General features: G+C 59.1%; 20 protein-coding genes. 16 read left to right on the top strand and 4 right to left on the bottom strand.

Annotation, left to right across the window (positions count from 1 at the left end; genetic code table 11):
- Nucleotides 1–111 precede the first annotated feature (111 nt).
- The 12 genes from pilM to trpS all read left to right on the top strand — a co-directional run bounded on the left by pilM (nucleotide 112) and on the right by trpS (nucleotide 9,985).
- Nucleotides 112–918, top strand: a complete 807-nt coding sequence (gene pilM / locus ACCW71_RS08955) for a type IV pilus biogenesis protein PilM (RefSeq protein ID WP_436370839.1) — start codon at nucleotides 112–114, stop codon at nucleotides 916–918.
- On the top strand, nucleotides 918–1,460 hold the full coding sequence (locus tag ACCW71_RS08950; RefSeq protein ID WP_436370838.1) for a PilN domain-containing protein: 543 nt from the start codon (nucleotides 918–920) through the stop codon (nucleotides 1,458–1,460). The genes pilM and ACCW71_RS08950 overlap by 1 nt, the downstream gene beginning before the upstream one ends.
- Nucleotides 1,453–1,950, top strand: coding sequence for a hypothetical protein (locus tag ACCW71_RS08945; protein WP_436370837.1), 498 nt, complete (start codon nucleotides 1,453–1,455; stop codon nucleotides 1,948–1,950). Before ACCW71_RS08950 ends, ACCW71_RS08945 begins: the two co-directional genes overlap by 8 nt.
- Complete coding sequence (locus tag ACCW71_RS08940) at nucleotides 1,940–2,323, top strand: HofP DNA utilization family protein (RefSeq protein ID WP_436370836.1); 384 nt, start codon at nucleotides 1,940–1,942, stop codon at nucleotides 2,321–2,323. Before ACCW71_RS08945 ends, ACCW71_RS08940 begins: the two co-directional genes overlap by 11 nt.
- Nucleotides 2,262–3,533 carry a DNA uptake porin HofQ gene (hofQ, locus tag ACCW71_RS08935; RefSeq protein WP_436370835.1) on the top strand — a complete coding sequence of 424 codons (1,272 nt, stop codon included), beginning with the start codon at nucleotides 2,262–2,264 and terminating at the stop codon, nucleotides 3,531–3,533. The genes ACCW71_RS08940 and hofQ overlap by 62 nt, the downstream gene beginning before the upstream one ends.
- 362 nt (nucleotides 3,534–3,895) lie before the next feature.
- Nucleotides 3,896–4,417: a shikimate kinase AroK gene (aroK, locus tag ACCW71_RS08930; protein WP_003852989.1), complete on the top strand. Its 522-nt coding sequence runs from the start codon at nucleotides 3,896–3,898 to the stop codon at nucleotides 4,415–4,417.
- Between the two features lie 38 nt (nucleotides 4,418–4,455).
- Entirely contained in the window at nucleotides 4,456–5,544 is a 1,089-nt protein-coding gene (aroB, locus tag ACCW71_RS08925) for a 3-dehydroquinate synthase (protein ID WP_436370834.1), read from the top strand.
- A 72-nt stretch (nucleotides 5,545–5,616) separates the two neighbouring features.
- Complete coding sequence (locus ACCW71_RS08920; RefSeq protein ID WP_436370833.1) at nucleotides 5,617–6,651, top strand: SPOR domain-containing protein; 1,035 nt, start codon at nucleotides 5,617–5,619, stop codon at nucleotides 6,649–6,651.
- Between the two features lie 94 nt (nucleotides 6,652–6,745).
- Nucleotides 6,746–7,555, top strand: coding sequence for an adenine-specific DNA-methyltransferase (gene dam, locus ACCW71_RS08915; RefSeq protein WP_436370832.1), 810 nt, complete (start codon nucleotides 6,746–6,748; stop codon nucleotides 7,553–7,555).
- Between the two features lie 67 nt (nucleotides 7,556–7,622).
- Nucleotides 7,623–8,306: a ribulose-phosphate 3-epimerase gene (gene rpe, locus ACCW71_RS08910; RefSeq protein WP_014594778.1), complete on the top strand. Its 684-nt coding sequence runs from the start codon at nucleotides 7,623–7,625 to the stop codon at nucleotides 8,304–8,306.
- The gene (locus ACCW71_RS08905) at nucleotides 8,290–8,967 is read left to right on the top strand and encodes a phosphoglycolate phosphatase (protein WP_436370831.1); all 678 of its coding nucleotides are present in this window, start codon (nucleotides 8,290–8,292) and stop codon (nucleotides 8,965–8,967) included. Before rpe ends, ACCW71_RS08905 begins: the two co-directional genes overlap by 17 nt.
- A 16-nt stretch (nucleotides 8,968–8,983) precedes the next feature.
- Nucleotides 8,984–9,985, top strand: coding sequence for a tryptophan--tRNA ligase (gene trpS / locus ACCW71_RS08900; RefSeq protein ID WP_436370830.1), 1,002 nt, complete (start codon nucleotides 8,984–8,986; stop codon nucleotides 9,983–9,985).
- A 57-nt stretch (nucleotides 9,986–10,042) separates the two neighbouring features.
- On the opposite strand, the gene cysG is transcribed toward trpS, so the two are convergent.
- From cysG to nirB, 3 genes are read right to left on the bottom strand one after another with little or no spacing between them, the layout of a single operon-like run.
- Nucleotides 10,043–11,407: a siroheme synthase CysG gene (gene cysG, locus ACCW71_RS08895; RefSeq protein WP_436370829.1), complete on the bottom strand. Its 1,365-nt coding sequence runs from the start codon at nucleotides 11,405–11,407 to the stop codon at nucleotides 10,043–10,045.
- 43 nt (nucleotides 11,408–11,450) lie between these two features.
- Nucleotides 11,451–11,777: a nitrite reductase small subunit NirD gene (gene nirD, locus ACCW71_RS08890; RefSeq protein ID WP_436370828.1), complete on the bottom strand. Its 327-nt coding sequence runs from the start codon at nucleotides 11,775–11,777 to the stop codon at nucleotides 11,451–11,453.
- A complete protein-coding gene (gene nirB / locus ACCW71_RS08885; RefSeq protein ID WP_436370827.1) occupies nucleotides 11,777–14,314 on the bottom strand; it encodes a nitrite reductase large subunit NirB in 2,538 nt (845 codons plus the stop codon). Before nirB ends, nirD begins: the two co-directional genes overlap by 1 nt.
- A gap of 221 nt (nucleotides 14,315–14,535) precedes the next feature.
- Between nirB and ACCW71_RS08880 the strand changes: the two genes are divergently transcribed.
- Nucleotides 14,536–15,813, top strand: a complete 1,278-nt coding sequence (locus ACCW71_RS08880) for a cytosine deaminase (protein WP_436370826.1) — start codon at nucleotides 14,536–14,538, stop codon at nucleotides 15,811–15,813.
- 36 nt (nucleotides 15,814–15,849) lie between these two features.
- On the opposite strand, the gene tsgA is transcribed toward ACCW71_RS08880, so the two are convergent.
- On the bottom strand, nucleotides 15,850–17,028 hold the full coding sequence (tsgA, locus tag ACCW71_RS08875; protein ID WP_436370825.1) for an MFS transporter TsgA: 1,179 nt from the start codon (nucleotides 17,026–17,028) through the stop codon (nucleotides 15,850–15,852).
- Between the two features lie 261 nt (nucleotides 17,029–17,289).
- On the opposite strand from tsgA, the gene ppiA reads away from it, so the two are divergent.
- From ppiA to ACCW71_RS08860, 3 genes are all read left to right on the top strand, one after another.
- Nucleotides 17,290–17,862, top strand: coding sequence for a peptidylprolyl isomerase A (ppiA, locus tag ACCW71_RS08870; protein WP_436370824.1), 573 nt, complete (start codon nucleotides 17,290–17,292; stop codon nucleotides 17,860–17,862).
- A gap of 99 nt (nucleotides 17,863–17,961) precedes the next feature.
- Nucleotides 17,962–18,132, top strand: coding sequence for a YhfG family protein (locus ACCW71_RS08865; RefSeq protein WP_436370823.1), 171 nt, complete (start codon nucleotides 17,962–17,964; stop codon nucleotides 18,130–18,132).
- The gene (locus ACCW71_RS08860) at nucleotides 18,122–18,715 is read left to right on the top strand and encodes a putative adenosine monophosphate-protein transferase Fic (protein WP_436370822.1); all 594 of its coding nucleotides are present in this window, start codon (nucleotides 18,122–18,124) and stop codon (nucleotides 18,713–18,715) included. The genes ACCW71_RS08865 and ACCW71_RS08860 overlap by 11 nt, the downstream gene beginning before the upstream one ends.
- The last annotated feature ends 40 nt before the right edge of the window (nucleotides 18,716–18,755 follow it).

The raw sequence follows: 18,755 nt of genomic DNA, 5'->3' as shown, positions 1-18,755 counted from the left end.
TTTCCCATCTGTTGTCGTTTGAGCAGTTTATAAACAACCGCGCGGTAGTATAAAGGCAAGCCAGACGCTTGGATATGTCCATTTTCCCCGGACGATAAGGAGATCGCGCGCATGGCTTTTAAACCCTGGCAAATCGGGCTGGATATTCAGAATAGGCAGATTTGTGCCCTGGCCCTCCAGCCTCGTCGTGATGGCTGGCAGCTACGCCACTGGTGGCAGCAGCGGCTGCCGCAAGATACGTTAAGAAACGGCGTGCTGCAATCTTCACCTGAATTACTGGCGGCCTTGACCGCCTGGCGTCAGCGGCTGCCGCGCCGCTATTCACTGCGCGTCGGGCTGCCCGCTCAGCTGGTGCTTCAGCGCCAGCTTCCTCTGCCCGCACACGCGCTGAAAGAGCCAGCGCTGGGACACTATGTGCAGGCGGCCGCGCGCCGCCTGTTCCCGCTGGAGCCTGACGCGCTGGCGCTCGATTACCGGCACGATGCCCACAGCGGCCAGCTCTGCGTGACGGCGGCGCGGCTGGAAATCATCGACCAGTGGGCCGCGCCGCTGTTGCAGGCGGGCTTAAAGCCGCAGGTTTTTGAACTCACCAGCGAGGCGCTGAAGCGGTTAGCGCAGCAGGCGGCGCTGGGCAGCGGCGCGGTACTGGTGCTGCAACAGGAGAGCGGCTGGATCTGGAGCGACGGGCATACGGCGGCCGGGGTCACGGAATCGATCACGCTGGCCGCGCTGCAACAGCAGGCTTTTCCCCAGACCACCACCCTCGTCTGGTGCGCCTCGCCGCAGGCGACCCGGCCCGCGGATAGCCGCGCTTTTTCCCCGTTTGATCTGCTGCGCTTTACGCAGCCGCCGCTGCCGGAGAATCCAGGAGATTTTGCGCTGGCAGCCGGGCTGGCGCTGCGTGCCGGAGATTGCTGATGGTGGCGGTCAATCTGCTGCCCTGGCGGCAGCGACGGCGGCAACAGCAGCAGCGACATAGCCTGGTGGTGCTCATCGTGCTGACGAGCGGGCTGCTGCTGGTGGCAACCCAGCAGGCGTGGCAGATCCACGAAGCGCAGCAGCGCACGGCGCGGGAGAAGAGGCGGTTACAACAGGCAGTGGAAAGTCTGGCGGAGCAGCGGGTGTTGCAGACGCAGTTACTGGAGCAGATCGCCCTGCTGCAAACCCGCCAGCAGCAGCGGCGTCAGCGGGCGTTGCAGCTGGCCGCCTGGCAGCAGTTCTGGCTGGATTTACCCGCGCTGCTGCCCGACACCGCCTGGTTAACCCGGCTGGAGAAGCGTGAACGCCGCCTGACGCTGGAAGGACAGGCGCAGGATATGGCCGACATCCGGCATTTCCGACAGCAGTTAGCCAGGGTCGCGTTGCTGGAGCCACCGGAGCAGGGCGCGGTTAAGCGTCAGGCGGACGGCCGCTACCGTTTTTCTCTGCGGGCGCAGGTGCGCGAGGTGAGAGATGAATGAGTGGTGGGATCGCTGGTGGCAGATGGCGGCCATCCCGCGCTATAGCCTGCTGGTACCCGGCTTATCCGGCCTGTGGTTGCTGCTATGGGCGCTGTGGCTCCGGCCGCAGCAGCAGAGGCTGGACACAGAACAGCAGGCGCTGATTCAGCTGACCCGTACTCTGCAACAGCACCAGCAGCGCTGGCAGCAGCATCCCGATAATGCTGCATTGCAGTCGCAGCTGCTCTCCCTCCAGGCCAGAGTGCAGCGTCCGGGGGAGTCAGTGCGAGCCGTTGAGACGATTCTGGCAGCCCGCCGCGATCAGCTGGAGGAGTGGCAGCCCGGCGCTGATCTGCCGATGCTGACGCTGCATCTGCCGTGGCAGGCGTTTCAGCCCCTGTTCGGTGAGCTGGCCCAGGTAGCTGCGCCGCTACCGCGCCATTTCCAGCTGCTGGCGCAGCCGCAGCATCTGGTGGCGCAGCTCTGGCTGGAGCCTGACGATGCGCCATAGCCTGCTGATTCTGCTGTTGTGCTGTGGCGGCGTCGTGGCGCGGGATCCGTTCCGGCCTGTTGCGCAGTCGCTCTGTCTCGCACCGGTCGAACCGCTGGCAGGCTGGCGTTTGCAGGGCATTATTGGCCGCGAAGCCCATTTCACCGCCTGGCTGCTGACGCCCACCGGGGAGAGCGTCACAGCCCGCAGCGGCGAGCCTTTTCCACTCTCACCCTGGCAGCTCGTTGCCGTTACCCGGCGCACTCTCACCCTGGTGGTGGAAAAGAGCTGTACGGCACAACGCATCACATTTCATTTAAAAGGACGTTCCGATGATAAGGATAGTTATTCTGCTGGTGGCGCTGAGTTGCCTGCTGCCGGTTCACGCCGCTGAACGGCAGCCGCTCAGCCTGACCTTTGATGACGCCCCGGTCGCGCGCATTTTACAGGCGCTGGCGGACTACCGGCAGATCAACCTGATGATTGCGCCGGAGGTCGAAGGGTCGTTATCCCTGCGGCTGGATAATCTGCCGTGGCGTCAGGCGCTGGATCTGGTGGCGCGCATGGCCCGGCTGACGCTGATAGAGCAGGATAATGTCCTGCTGGTCTACCCGGAGAGCTGGCAGCAGGCGCAGCGGCAGGCACGGGCGGCTGAGCAGCAGGCGCAGTTGCAGCAGACGCCGTTGCAACAGCGCGCCGTGGTGCTGCGCTATGCCAGCGCCAGCGAGGTGCACAGTAGTCTGCTGGCAGAGCGTCAGTCCCTGATGACGCCGCGCGGCAGCGTCACCGTCGACAAACGCACCAACAGCTTGTTACTGCGCGATACCGCCCCAGCCTTGCAGCAGACCGAGCGCTGGATACGGGCGCTGGATCTGCCGCTGGAACAGATAGAGCTGTCAGCGCATATCGTGACCATCAGCGAAGAGCATTTGCAGGAGCTGGGGGTACGCTGGGGCTTAGCGGCAGGCGATGCGGCGGTGACAGACCTGCTGCATCACCCGACGCTGTCGATTCCGCTGGCGGTGAGTTCGCCGGGCATCAGTGTCGGCATGGCGCTGGCGCGCATCGGCGGCCAGCTTCTGGATCTGGAGTTAAGCGCGCTGGAGCAGGAGAACCAGATTGAGATCATCGCCAGTCCGCGTCTGTTTACCTCGCATCAGCAAACGGCCTCGATTAAGCAGGGCACGGAAATTCCCTATGCGGTGTCGGCGGGCAACAGCGGGGCCACCAGTATTGAGTTTAAAGAGGCGGTGCTGGGAATGAAGGTGACGCCGAGCATTTCCGGTCAGGGTCGCATCCAGCTGAAAATCCATATCAGCCAGAATATGCCGGGCCGCAGCGTCAGAACGGGGGACAGCGAGATATTATCCATCGATAAACAGGAAATTGAGACCCAGGTCACGGTCAGCGACGGGCAGACGCTGGCGCTGGGCGGTATCTTCCAGCAGCAGCGAACGCATGGGCAGAATCAGGTGCCGCTGTTAGGAGATTTGCCGCTGGTGGGCGGATTGTTTCGCCAGCAGTCGGACCAACGCAAAAAACGCGAGCTGGTGATCTTCATTACCCCGCGATTGGTCAGGGAAGCAGCGCTTACGGCGGGATAAAACGGAAAATGCGCCCCTTCGGGTCATCTGCGTTGACGCAGGAGAGGAATTAGCTTACAAGGTTTAGCGATTTTAATTACGGTGTAACCGTCTATGTCGGGTAAATTCCGGCAAACAGATTAGCAAACTCCTCTGTAAGCAGCGTTGTAAAGACGCAGCGCTGGCGCGTTACAGTTTCGCGAACACAGGCCAATTCAGAAATGGATGTGCTGAAGGCAATATAATCGGTTGCCAAACAGCCTTGAGTGTTGAGATAATTTTTCGTCTGACTCTTGCTAACGCTCATGAGGTCTCAGTTCCTGTCCCGCCAGCAAATGCTGAACGCGGGGTATCATTAACGAATTCTTAGTAATACCGACAAAATGGCAGAGAAACGCAATATCTTTCTGGTTGGGCCGATGGGTGCCGGCAAAAGCACTATTGGCCGTCAGTTGGCTCAGCAACTCAACATGGAGTTCTTCGATTCCGATCAGGAAATTGAGCGACGCACCGGAGCGGATGTGGGCTGGGTTTTTGATGTCGAAGGCGAAGCTGGCTTTCGCGATCGCGAAGAAAAAATCATCAACGAACTGACCGAGAAGCAAGGCATCGTGCTGGCGACAGGCGGTGGTTCCGTTAAATCCCGGGAAACACGTAATCGTCTCTCCGCCCGCGGTGTAGTGGTTTATCTTGAAACCACCATTGAGAAGCAACTGGCGCGCACCCAACGTGACAAAAAACGTCCGTTGTTGCAGGTGGATTCACCGCCGCGTGAAGTGCTCGAAGCGCTGGCTGGCGAACGTAACCCGCTCTACGAAGAGATCGCCGATGTCACCATCCGCACCGATGATCAGAGTGCGAAAGTGGTGGCGAATCAGATTATCCACATGTTGGAAAAAAGTTGATCCAACGTTCAAAGGCTCTTTGACAGGTATTGAGCATCATGGAGAAGATCACCGTCTCACTGGGGGAACGCAGTTACCCCATCACTATCGCCGCCGGACTGTTTAACGATCCGGCTTCTTTTTGGCCGCTAAAGGCGGGCGAAAACGCCATGGTGGTGACAAACCAGACGCTGGCACCGCTCTATCTCGATACGCTGTCGGCGCGGCTGACGGCGGCGGGCGTCCATGTCGATCAGGTGATCTTACCCGACGGTGAGCAATACAAAACGCTGGCGGTGATGGATCAGGTGTTTACCGCGCTGCTGCAAAAGCCGCATGGTCGTGATACGACGCTGATTGCCTTAGGCGGCGGCGTCATTGGCGATCTGACCGGTTTTGCCGCCGCGAGCTACCAGCGTGGCGTACGCTTTATTCAGGTGCCTACCACCTTACTCTCCCAGGTTGACTCTTCGGTTGGCGGCAAAACGGCGGTTAACCATCCGCTTGGCAAAAACATGATTGGCGCATTCTATCAGCCCGCCGCGGTGGTGATTGATACGGCCTGCCTGCGCACATTGCCTCCGCGTGAACTGGCGTCCGGTCTGGCGGAAGTCATTAAGTACGGCATCATCCTCGACGGTGCGTTCTTTGAGTGGCTGGAGCAGAATCTTGATGCGCTGCTGGCGCTGGATGAACAGGCACTGGCGTACTGTATTCGTCGCTGCTGTGAGCTGAAAGCCGAGGTCGTGGCGGCCGATGAGCGGGAGCAGGGCCAGCGTGCGCTGCTGAATCTCGGCCATACTTTTGGTCACGCGATTGAAGCGCACATGGGCTATGGCAACTGGCTGCATGGCGAAGCGATCGCCGCCGGTATGGTGATGGCGGCGCGTACCGCTGAACGTCTGGGGCAGTTCCAGCCGCAGGATACTGACCGCATTATTGCTCTGCTACAGCGTGCCGGTCTGCCGGTAGATGGACCCCAGGCGATGAGTGCGGAGATGTATCTGCCGCATATGATGCGCGATAAAAAAGTGCTGGCCGGTGAGTTGCGGCTGATACTGCCGTTGTCGATCGGTCGCTCTGAAGTGCGTGGCGGCGTGGCCCATGATATGGTGCTGGCTGCAATTAACGATTGTCAGCAACCCTGATATTAAGCAGTTGAGTGGTGACGCGGCGCGCAGGGTGCGCAGTGCGGAATGCCGCTTTACGGAGGAGCTAAAATGGATGAGTTTAAACCGGAAGACGAGTTAAAACCTGACGCCAGCGACCGCCGTCCCTCGCGCCCTCGTAAATCGTCTGCCACCGCCAGATTACCGGTTCCGCGCCAGCGCATCATGATGGGCGTCGGGATTCTGGTGCTGCTGTTACTGGTGCTGGGAATTGGTTCGGCGCTGAATGGCCCGGATGAGAAGAAATCTGCCCCGGCAGGCAATACCCCTGCGGCTAATGGCAGCTCCGGCAGCGAGAAGAATATCGATCTGACCGGCTCCTCCTCCATGTCTGGCGCACAGAACACACCAGCCGCGACTGAAAACAGCGCCGCGACCGGTGGTGAAACTGCGGGCAATCCGTCGCGCGATATTTCGATGCCGCCTGTTGCTTCGACCCCGACTCAGGCGGCACCCGTTGAGGCTCCGGCCAATCAACAGCGTGTAACCCTGCCAGGCGATCTCAACAGTGCGCTGAGCAATCAGCAGCAGCAGGTCGATACCACCGCGATGGGGGCTCAGGGTGGCAGTTCACTGCCGACCGCGCCTGCGACCGTCAGCGGCAATGCCGGCAGCGCCGCCAATCCGGTGAAACCCCCCGTCAGCCGTCAGAGCCCGAACAAAACGGTAACGCCGGTGCGTCAGGCTCATGAGTCAGCGCATAATAAAGCCGCCTCGAAGCCCGCGACCCGCGACACCAAAACGCATACGACCCCGGCGCGCACGCCAACCAGCGCTGTGGCCTCCAGCCCGGCGACCGGCAGCGGTTCAGCCAGCAAATCCCTGCCAGGCGGCAGCTATACGCTGCAACTGAGTGGTGCGTCGAAAGCGGAAAGTCTGAACGCCTGGGCGAAACAGCAGAATCTGAGCAGCTATCACGTCTACAAAACGACCCGTAACGGCCAGTCCTGGTACGTGCTGGTGAGCGGTTCCTATGCCACTCCGGCAGACGCCAGACGCGCTGTGGCATCACTGCCTGCGGAAGTGCGTGCGAAGAACCCCTGGGTTAAACCGGTAAGCCAGGTCAAGAAAGAAGCCAGCCAATAGTGGATGTGGGGCCAGTCTGCTGGCCCCGTTTTAAGCGCAGATCTGCTGTCGGTCCAGCCACAGCCTCACAATAAGATGTAATAACCACGACAGCATGAAAAAAAATCGCGCTTTCCTGAAATGGGCAGGGGGAAAATTTCCCTTAGTAGAAGAGATCCATCGCTATCTGCCGCAGGGCGACTGTCTGGTCGAGCCCTTTGTTGGCGCGGGTTCGGTGTTTCTGAACACCGAATTTGATCGCTACCATCTCGCCGACATCAACAGTGACCTGATTAATCTCTACAATATTGTCAAAACACGCACGGCGGATTTTATCCGTGACGCGCAGCTGCTGTTTACGCCAGAAGGGAATAACGAAGCCTGTTATTACCTGCGTCGCACCGAATTTAACCTCAGCACAGACGCCTACCAGCGCGCGCTGCTGTTCCTCTATCTGAACCGTCACTGTTACAACGGCCTCTGCCGCTATAACCTGCGTGGTGAGTTCAACGTGCCGTTTGGCCGCTATCGCAAACCCTACTTTCCTGAAGCAGAACTGTTATGGTTTGCCGAGCGCGCGCAAAAAGCGACGTTTGTCTGCGAATCGTACAATGATACTCTGAACGGCGCGCGTAAAGGCTCGGTGGTCTATTGCGATCCGCCTTACGCGCCGCTGTCGGCAACGGCCAACTTTACGGCTTACCACACCAACAGCTTTAGTCTGCGTGAGCAGGAGCATCTGGCGACGTTAGCGGCACAGCTGGCCTCGAGCCGGATTCCGGTACTGATTTCTAACCACGACACTGCCCTGACCCGCCTGTGGTATCAGGAGGCAGAGTTATATGTGGTCAAAGCGCGGCGTTCCATTAGCCGAAGCATAAGCGGTCGCACCAAGGTCGACGAACTGCTGGCACTCTTTCGCTAGTCTGTTTCGTCCGCGACCAACGCATTACGCCAGCCTGAGTGCTGGCGCACAACAGTGGGAGAATCGGATGAAACAATATTTGCTGGCCCCTTCAATCCTGTCGGCGGACTTTGCCCGCCTGGGCGAAGACACGGCCAAAGCGCTGGCGGCCGGAGGTGACGTGGTTCACTTCGACGTGATGGATAACCACTACGTTCCTAACCTGACTATGGGACCGATGGTGTTAAAAGCGCTGCGCGACTATGGCATCACCGCCCCTATCGATGTGCATCTGATGGTGAAGCCGGTTGATGCGCTGATCCCGGAGTTCGCCAAAGCGGGCGCGACCTATATCACTTTTCATCCCGAAGCCAGCGAGCACGTTGACCGCACCCTGCAACTGATCAAAGAGCATGGCTGCAAAGCGGGTCTGGTGTTTAACCCGGCGACCCCGCTGAGCTACCTCGATTACGTCATGGATAAGCTGGACATCATTCTGCTGATGTCAGTCAACCCTGGCTTTGGCGGTCAGTCCTTTATCCCCGGCACGCTGGATAAGCTGCGTGAAGCGCGCAAACGTATCGATCAGAGCGGCTACAGCATTCGTCTCGAAGTGGATGGTGGCGTGAAGATCGACAACATCGGCCAGATCGCCGCCGCCGGTGCTGACATGTTTGTCGCCGGTTCCGCGATCTTCGGCCACCCTGACTACAAAAAAGTGATCGACGATATGCGCAACGAACTGGAGAAAGCTAATGGCTCATTTCACTGATATTCGTGCGCTGGCGTTTGATCTGGATGGCACGCTGGTGGATAGCGCCCCTGGCCTTGCCGCCGCGATTGATCGGACGCTGAACGATCTCTCGCTGCCGCAGGCGGGCGTGGAACGGGTGTCAACCTGGATTGGTAACGGGGCCGATATTATGATGGCGCGTGCGCTGACCTTCGCGCTGGGCCGCGAGCCGCAGCCGGAAGAGCAGCGCGATGCGCGGGCGCTGTTTGACCGCCATTACGCCGATACCGTGGAGGCGGGCAGCACGCTGTTCCCTCAGGTGAAGCAGACGCTGGAGGCCTTAAAGGCGTCCGGGCTGCCGATGGCGATTGTGACGAACAAGCCGACGCCGTTTGTGGCACCGCTGCTGGCATCGCTGGGCATTGCCGATGCGTTTTCACTGATTATCGGTGGCGACGATGTACCGGTTAAAAAACCGCACCCGGCGGCAATCTTTATGGTGCTGGGCAACTTTGGCCTGTTGCCGGAGCAGCTGCTGTTTGTCGGCGATTCCCGCAATGACATTCAGGCGGCCCAGGCGGCGGGCGTGCGCAATGTCGGCATGACCTTTGGCTATAACTATGGCGAGCCGATCGCCACCAGCCAGCCCGATTTAACCCTCGACTCTTTTGACGAACTTCTGCCCGCTCTGGGGCGGTAAATATCAGGACACAAGTATGAAACCCATCGTTTTCAGCGGCGCACAGCCGTCCGGCGAACTCACCATTGGCAACTATATGGGAGCGCTGCGTCAGTGGGTGCAGATGCAGGATGATTTCCACTGCATTTACTGCATTGTTGATCTGCACGCCATTACCGTGCGTCAGGACCCTGCTGCACTGCGTAAAGCGACGCTGGACACGCTGGCGCTCTATCTCGCCTGTGGCATCGATCCACAAAAAAGCACCATCTTCGTTCAGTCGCATGTGCCAGAGCACACCCAGCTGAGCTGGATTCTGAACTGCTACGCCTACTTCGGTGAGCTGAGCCGCATGACGCAGTTTAAGGATAAATCGGCGCGCTACGAAGAGAACATCAACGCCGGTCTGTTTGACTATCCGGTGCTGATGGCGGCCGATATTCTGCTGTATCAGACCAATCAGGTGCCGGTGGGGGAAGATCAGAAACAGCATCTGGAGCTGAGCCGTGATATTGCGCAGCGTTTCAACGCGCTGTATGGCGATATTTTCAGGGTGCCTGAGCCGTTCATTCCGAAGTCTGGCGCGCGCGTGATGTCGCTGCTGGAGCCGACGAAGAAAATGTCCAAGTCGGACGATAACCGCAATAACGTGATTGGCCTGCTGGAAGATCCGAAAGCGGTGGTGAAGAAGATTAAACGCGCCGTCACCGACTCTGAAGAGCCGCCAGTGGTGCGCTACGACGTGAAAGAGAAAGCGGGCGTGTCGAACCTGCTGGATATTCTGTCAGGCGTGACCGGCAAAACCATCGCCGGGCTGGAGCAGGAGTTTGAAGGCAAAATGTATGGCCACCTGAAAGGCGCGGTGGCTGATGCCGTGTCGGGGATGCTGGCTGAGCTTCAGGAGCGCTATCACGCTTTCCGCAACGACGAAGCGCTGCTGGAGCAGGTAATGCGCGATGGCGCGGCAAAAGCGCGTGCCCAGGCGCAGGAAACGCTGAAAAAAGTCTACGAAGCGGTGGGCTTTGTCGCCGCGCCTTAACGGAGCGGCAGACCAGTAAAACGGCGGGCAGCAGTGCCCGCCGTTTTTTTATCGGCTTCAGAACCAGCGCAGGCTGTCGCGCAGGCTCACCACGCTGCCAATGATCATCAGGCTTGGGCTGACCACCTGACTGGCTAAGCTCTCCAGCTCCGTCAGGGTGCCGGTGACGACGCGCTGAGCGCTGCTGGTGCCGTTTTCCACCAGCGCCACCGGCATATCGCTGCGCATGCCATGTTTCAGCAGCTGCTGCTGAATCTCTGCGGCCTGCGTCAGTCCCATATAAAACACCAGCGTCTGCTGTTCCGCCGCCAGCGTCTGCCAGGCGAGCGTGCCCTCTTTTTGCAGATGGCCGGTGACCAGCCTGACGCTCTGCGCGTGATCGCGGTGGGTCAGGGGAATGCCGCTGTAAGCCGCACAGCCCGAAGCGGCAGTAATGCCGGGCACCACGCTGAACGGGATCTGATGCTGCGCCAGCGCCTCCAGCTCTTCGCCGCCGCGACCAAAGATAAAGGGATCGCCGCCTTTCAGCCGCACCACCCGTTTACCGCGCTGCGCCTGCTCCAGCAGCAGCTGGTTGATCGCCTCCTGCGGCACGCAGTGATGCCCGGCGCGCTTGCCGACAAACAGGCGTTCGGCATCACGGCGCACCAGATTGAGGATCTCATCCGACACCAGCCGGTCATAGACAATCACATCCGCCTGCTGGATCAGCTGAAGCCCTTTCAGCGTCAGTAATCCGGCATCACCTGGACCGGCACCCACCAGCGCCACTTCTCCCTGCTGCGGCAGATCCGCGCTAAACAGGGTGTCAGTCAGCTGCTGCGCACGCGCGCTGTCGCCGTTTGCCAGCGTTTGCGCCAGCCGCTCGCTGCTGAAGAAGCGCTCCCAGAAGTGGCGACGCGCATTGATCGAACTGAACTCTTTTTTCACCCGGCTGCGTAAGGTTCCGGCCAGCTTCGCCAGCTGCCCCAGATGCTGTGGCAGCATCGCCTCCAGCTTTTCCCGCAGTAAACGCGCCAGCACCGGCGCGCGTCCACCCGATGAGACGGCCACCATCAGCGGTGAACGGTCGATAACCGACGGCATAATGGCGCTGGCCTGCTGTGGCGCATCCACCAGGTTACAGAAGATCTGCTGGCTTTCCGCGGCCTCGGCGACCTGCTGATTCACCGCATCGTCGTCTGTTGCGGCCACCACCAGCCAGCAGCCGGTCAGCCAGCGCGCATCGAAATCTCCTGGCAGCAGCGTCACCGCCTGCTGTTGCGCCCACTGCCGGAACGCCGGGGAGAAATCGGGAGCGCCGACCAGCAGCTCAGCACCCGCCTCCAGCAGCAGACGGGCTTTACGCTCCGCCACGTCACCCGCGCCAACCAGCAGGCAGCGTCGGCCCCGCAGGCGGCAGAAGAGAGGGAAGTACTCCATAAGCGGTCCTTAAAAAAGCCCGCGAATGCGGGCTGTTGAACAGTTACAGGCAGACTTCGACCTGTCCGGCGTTGACCCGCACCGGCCAGGCGGCCACCGAGCGCGTTTCATCCTCCATGCAGTAGCCATCGCTGAGACGAAAACGCTGTTTTTTCAGCGGGCTGGCTACCCATAGCGCATCCTGATGTTCGGCAATAATACCGCGTGACAGGACGCTGGCATTGGCAAACGGATCAATATTGCTGATGGCATAGAGCTGCTCATCGTCGCGCGGACGGAAGATGGCAACCTGCTGACCTTTCACCAGCGCACAGACGCCGGTGGCGGGCAGGATCTGCGTCAGCTGACATACCGGGTTCCACTGGCTCATTATTCAGCCTCCTCAATCAGGGTCACGGCAATACGCTCTTCAGGACGGGCCGGGCGGTGCTGAGCGCGTTCGGCCACCCACTGCACCGCGGGATCGCGCTGAGACGAGTTGATGAAGTGGGCGAAGCGCGGCAGGTTACGCTCATCGTCCAGGGTGGCTTTCCATTCACAGCTGACGCTGGCGCGCAGTCCGGCCAGCTGCTGCTCCAGCTGGCTGTTCAGGCCGAGTTTGTCATCCACAATCACCTTACGCAGATAGTCGATGCCACCCTCCAGGCTCTCCAGCCACAGCGAGGTGCGTTGCAGGCGGTCAGCGGTGCGGATATAGAACATCATGAAACGGTCGAGATAGGTGATCAGCGTCTGCTGATCGAGATCCGCCGCCAGCAGATCGCCATGACGGGGTTTCATCCCGCCGTTGCCGCAGACATAGAGGTTCCAGCCTTTTTCCGTGGCGATAATGCCGACATCTTTGCCCTGGGCCTCCGCACATTCACGGGTACAGCCTGAGACGCCAAACTTCATTTTGTGTGGCGTGCGGATGCCTTTGTAGCGGTTCTCCAGCATCACGCCAAAGCCCAGGCTATCGCCAACCCCATAGCGGCACCAGGCGCTGCCGACGCAGGTCTTCGCCATGCGCAGCGCTTTAGCGTAGGCCTGGCCGGTTTCAAAGCCGGCGTCGATCAGCTGTGACCAGATGGCGGGCAGATCGTCTTTCTGTGCGCCAAACAGGCCGATACGCTGCGAGCCGGTGATTTTGGTATAGAGCTGATAGCGCTCGGCGATCTCGCCAATCACTTTCAATCCTTGTGGGGTGATCTCACCGCCTGGTGAGCGCGGGATCACCGAATAGGTACCATCTTTCTGGATGTTACCGAGGTAGAGGTCGTTACTGTCCTGCAACGGCACGTGCTGTGGCTTCAGAACATACTCATTCCAGCAGGAGGCGAGCAGCGAGCCAACGGTGGGTTTGCACACCTCACAGCCGTAGCCCTGGCCGTAGCGGGCCAGCAGCTCATCAAAGGTTTTGATCTCTTCCACCTGAATCAGGTGATACAGCTCCTGGCGGGACCAGGCAAAGTGGGCGCAGAGATGATTATTCACTTCGATGCCCTGACGGCTCAGTTCGCTGTTCAGCACCTGGGTGATCAGCGGAATACAGCCACCGCAGCCGGTGCCGGCGCGGGTGGTGCTTTTCAGTGCGGCCACGGTGTGACAGCCGCCCTGAACCGCTTTCACGATGTCGCCTTTGCTGACGTCGAAGCAGGAGCAGATTTGCGCGCTGTCGGGCAGAGAGTCCACACCGATAGCCGGTTTTTCGCCGCTGCCAGCAGGCAGAATCAGCGCTTCCGGGTTAGCCGGCAGCGGAATAGCATTCAGCACCAGTTGCAGCAGATTGCCATAGTCGCTGGTGTCACCCACCAGCACCGCACCCAGCAGGGTTTTTTGATCTTCGCTGATCACCAGGCGTTTGTAGGTCGATTTGCTCTCATCCAGCCAGACCAGGCTGCGTGCGCCCGGCGTGGTGCCGCGTGCATCGCCGATGCCGCCCACATCCACACCGAGCAGCTTGAGTTTGGCGCTCATGTCCGCGCCGGTAAAGGCGTTGGCGCGGCCCAGCAGATGGTCGCTGGCGACCTGCGCCATTTTATAGCCCGGCGCCACCAGCCCATAGACCCGGTTCTGCCAGGCGGCGCACTCACCGATCGCGTAGATGTTGTGGTCGCTGGTCTGGCACTGGTCGTCGATGGCGATGCCGCCACGTTGACCCAGCGCTAAGCCACACTGCTTCGCCAGCTTGTCCTGAGGACGGATACCGGTTGAGAAGACGATAAAATCGACATCCAGCGCGCTGCCATCGGCAAACTCCAGCGTTTTACCGCCGTGGTCGTGATGCACAATCTGCCGGGTGTTTTTGCCGGTGTGCACCCGCACACCCATCTGCTCAATCTTGCGGCGCAGCTGTTCGCCTCCCTGCTGATCAAGCTGCTCCGCCATCAGCACCGGCGCGAATTCAATCACGTGGGTTTCAATACCCAGATTTTTCAGCGCGCCCGCCGCCTCCAGTCCCAGCAGGCCGCCGCCGATCACCGCGCCGCGTTTGCTGCGGCGCGAACAGGCTTCGATGGCGTTAAGATCTTCGATGGTGCGGTAGACAAAGCAGTCGCTGCCTTCCGCACCTTTGATCGGCGGGATCCACGGATAAGAGCCGGTCGCAAAAATCAGCGTGTCGTAATGGACCGCGCGACCGGTATTGGAGTGGATCAGCTTCTCATCGCGGTTAATGGTGATGGCGCGTTCACCCAGCAGCAGGTTGACCTGATGCCTGTCGTAGTAGCCCTCGCGAACCAGCGAAAGCTCTTCAGCAGTGTGATGAGAGAAGTAGGCGGACAGGTGGACACGATCGTAGGCGACGCGGGGTTCTTCACAAAAGACGGTCAGCGAAAAGTGATCAGGTTCCGCTTTCTCAATAAGTTCTTCTATGAAGCGGTGGCCGACCATGCCGTTACCGATAATGACGACATTGTGCTTGCTCATTTTTGCCTCAAATTTGCGATATCTGCCGCTACAATAGCGCGCCGCTTCTGAGGCTTATTGATATACATCAACCGCCACGTCATATACCCATTAAGAGGTATATAGTTGATTTGAATTAAGTTTCTTCAGTGAGGCTAAGCTGCTGAAAATCCGGCGTTGCCGCTGAGCCGGGGAAGTGTGCTAGTTTTAACCTCCCATGCGAAACGGATAAGGAATCGGCCATGCGATCACCCAAGTGGATCAATAACGTGCGTCTGCCCCGGCGCGAAGGGCTGTGGCAGATTGAGATCACCGACGGCAAAATCGCCGCGCTATCACCGCAGCCTCAGACGGCTTCACCGGCGGAGCAGTCGCTGGACGGTGAGGGCGGCCTGGCCTGTGCCCCCTTTGTTGAACCGCATATTCATCTGGATACCACTCAGACCGCCGGTGAACCGGCCTGGAACCACTCCGGCACGCTGTTTGAGGGCATTGAGCGCTGGGCGGAACGCAAGGCGCTGCTGACCCATGATGATGTAAAGCAGCGGGCGTTACAGACGCTGAAGTGGCAGATCGCCAACGGTATCCAGTTTGTGCGCACCCACGTGGATGTGTCAGATCCGTCGCTGACCGCGCTGAAGGCGATGCTGGAGCTGAAAGTAGAGATGGCTCCCTGGATCACCATGCAGATTGTCGCGTTTCCGCAGGAGGGCATTCTTTCCTATCCCAACGGAGAAGCGTTGCTGGAGGAGGCGCTGCGCCTTGGCGCGGATGTGGTGGGGGCGATTCCGCACTACGAATTCACCCGTGAGTATGGCGTCGAGTCGCTGCATAAGACCTTTGCGCTGGCGAATCGCTACGACCGGCTGATCGATGTCCACTGCGATGAGATTGATGATGAGCAGTCCCGCTTTGTGGAAACCGTGGCGGCGCTGGCGCATCGGGATGGCAACGGCGCGCGCGTCACCGCCAGTCACACCACCGCCATGCACTCTTATAATGGCGCTTACACCTCGCGGCTGTTTCGCCTGCTGAAACTTTCCGGCATTAACTTCGTGGCTAACCCGCTGGTCAATATTCATCTTCAGGGTCGCTTCGACACCTATCCTAAGCGGCGCGGGATTACGCGGGTGAAGGAGATGCTGGAGGCGGAGATTAACGTCTGCTTCGGCCACGACGACGTGTTTGATCCCTGGTACCCGCTGGGCACCGCCAGTATGCTCCAGGTGCTGCATATGGGGTTACATGTCTGCCAGCTGATGGGCTATCAGCAGATTAATGACGGGCTGGATCTGATCACCCATAACAGCGCCAGGACGCTGCAACTCGCGGGCTACGGCATTGAGGTTGGTCACGACGCCAGCCTGATTATTTTGCCGGCAGAGAGTGGTTTTGATGCACTCAGAAGGCAGGTGCCGGTGCGCTACTCATTGCGTCACGGCGTGGTGGTGGCGGCGACACAACCGGCGGAAAGTGAGATTTACTGGCGGGGAAGGGAACGGGTCGATTTCCGGCGCTAAACAGCAGGGCGGCGAACAGTGCGCCGCCCTGACGGTTTAATGGGTCACGTGACCGTGTGAACGGTGACGGGTGACAAACCCGAGCAGGCCGCACATCACAAACACCACCGCATAGAGGCCGTTCGCGGTAACCAGCGCGGTATGCACTCCGCTTTTCTCCACGATGGGTGCCGTGACCACAAAGGTCAGCATGGTGCCGACGGTGCCGCAGGTCAGGATGAAGTTCACCAGCTTCGGTGAGGCCACCCGGGTCTGCAACGAGCCCAGAGTAATGATAGTGGTGTAGATGGCGCTGGAGCTGAAGCCGAGCAGCATAATAATCCACTTCAGCATGCCGGCATCCTGGCTGCTGACAAACCAGTACATCAGCACCGTTGCCAGTCCGGCCAGCACCGTCAGGATCCGTTGCAGATCGAAGAAGCGCAGCAGGAAGCTGAAGGCCCACATCCCGACCATATAGGCGGTCCAGAAGCTGCCCACCAGCTGTCCGGCGTTATCGATATTCATCCCCATCACTTTGGTGGCATATTCCGGCACCCAGGAGATAAAGCCGAGCTGGCCCAGAATGTAGCAGAGGGCGGCCACTGCCAGCAGCAGCACGCCAACGCCCCATTTCTCTTTTTCCACGGTCGGACTGTTTTCCGGCTTACGCAGCACCGGAAACTCGACAAACAGCGTCATGATGAAAATCGCGACGTAGATAAAGCCGATGCAGACATAAACCCAGTACCACGGCAGCTGACGCGCCAGCAGAATGCCCGCCAGCACCGGAAACAGCGTTCCCGCCATGCTGAAGAAGGAGTCGGTAAACAGCAGGCGCGAGCCACGCTGACGGCCCTCATAGATATGGGTAATCAGGAAGGTGCCGATCGACATGGTGATGCCGCTGACCACGCCCAGCACAAACATGCAGAGCGAGAAGACCGTCAGATCGCGGCTGGTCATCAAGCCGAGAATCGCCAGCACCATCAGCACAAAGCCAAAAATCAGCTGGCGCTTCAGAGGCACGATCACCATCAGCCAGGCGTTCAGGAACACCGCCGCCAGGATGCCGCTGTTAAGGAAAGTAAAAGTGTTACTCATGCTGGAAACGGGGATCTGGAAATCTTTCGCGATGTCGCCCATTACCATGCCGGTAACGATCACCAGTGCGCCGGTCAGCGCATAGGAGAAAAAGCTTATCCAGGTGAGGCCAATACGATTACGGTTTGTCATGTGCTGAACCTATTGAGAACCGGAGGCAAAAAGTGTCAGAAAGTGTAAACGGAACCGTGATCTTAATAAACAACCAGTGAAACGGCAGATCCATATTTCATGCGTTGTGTGATTCCAGTCACGTCTTATCGCGGGTTAAACCGGTGTGCGCCTCTTTTACTTCAGCAGCGTAAATATAAGTAAAACGCTGGCTCTTGGATTGCAGGCTCTCTACACTAAATCACTTTTTTCGCTCCCGCTCTCCAGGGTAAGGAATCTTCTATGTTTAAACGTACGTTAACCGCGGCAATTACTCTGTTAGCACTCTCTTCGGTCTCTGCCCAGGCGCTGGCTGCCAAAGGCGATACCCATGTTCTGCTTACCACCTCCGCCGGCAATATCGAACTCGAACTGAATAACCAGAAAGCGCCGGTGTCAGTGAAAAACTTCGTTGACTACGTCAACAGCGGTTTCTACAACAACACCATTTTCCACCGCGTGATCCCAGGCTTTATGGTGCAGGGCGGCGGCTTTACCACCGATATGCAGCAGAAGCAGACCAACGCGCCGATCAAAAATGAAGCGGACAATGGCCTGCGTAACCTGCGGGGCACCATCTCCATGGCGCGTACCGCGGATAAAGACAGTGCCACCAGCCAGTTCTTCCTGAACGTCGCGGATAACGCCTTCCTCGACCACGGCCAGCGCGATTTTGGCTATGCCGTATTCGGTAAGATTGTGAAAGGTCAGGATGTGGTTGAAAAAATTTCTCAGGTGGCGACCAAAGATGTCGGTCCTTACCAGAATGTTCCGTCCAAACCGGTAGTTATCCTCTCCGCCAAAGTGCTGCCTTAAGCGCATTCGTCGCCCTCTGTGCAGGGCGACCGCCTGCCGTCTCCGGCAAAGCCAGAATTTGCTCTTATACTTAGGGCAAAAACCTGAGCAGGAGGCGGCATGGCGAACAAACTCACCGAAAAACAGAAGGTCACCCTGTGGCAACAGCGGCGTAGCGCCAGCTATCAGGCCAGCTGTCGGCTGGAGGGCCTGACGCCCACTGAAACCAGCGTCAGAAGTGAAGATGCCGCGGCCCGCCTGGCGTCACTGAGGAGGCAATATGGACTCTAATATCGCCGTCAGTCAGGACCCCTACCTGTGGCAGCATGACAAGGTGCTGAAAAATCTGCCCGATATTCATGACGCGGCGCAGCTGCGCAAAGCGGAGCTGAGCTTCAGCGCCGCGCGTCTCGCCACCCTGGAGCTGGGGCCGCGTAATCCTGGCTTTCCCTATCTGCGCCAGATCCATCGCACACTGTTTCAGGATCTCTACAGCTGGGCCGGTGAGCTGCGCACCATCGATATATGGCGTGATGAGACGCCGTTCTGCCATTTCGAGTATCTCGAAAAAGAGGGCAATGCGTTAATGGCCGCGCTGGAAGAGGAGAATGGGCTGGCCGATCTCCCGCCCGAGGACTTTGTGCGGCGTATCGCTCACTACTACTGCGAAATCAATATGCTGCATCCTTTCCGCCACGGTAACGGCCGCACACAGCGCATTTTCTTTGAACAGCTGGCGCTGCATGCCGGTTATCTGCTGGCGTGGGAGGCGATTGACGCTGAAAGCTGGCACGCGGCTAATCAGGCGGGGGCCGCCGGAGACCTGGCCCCGCTGGAGCAGGTATTCGCGAAAGTGGTGAGTGAGGCAGCTTAACCGCGTAGAATAGCGGCGCGGTTTATCATTCTGGACGCCT

Source organism: Pantoea sp. C2G6, assembly GCF_051336815.1.
Taxonomy (GTDB): domain Bacteria; phylum Pseudomonadota; class Gammaproteobacteria; order Enterobacterales; family Enterobacteriaceae; genus Pantoea.
This window is presented reverse-complemented; position numbering and strand designations above follow the sequence as displayed.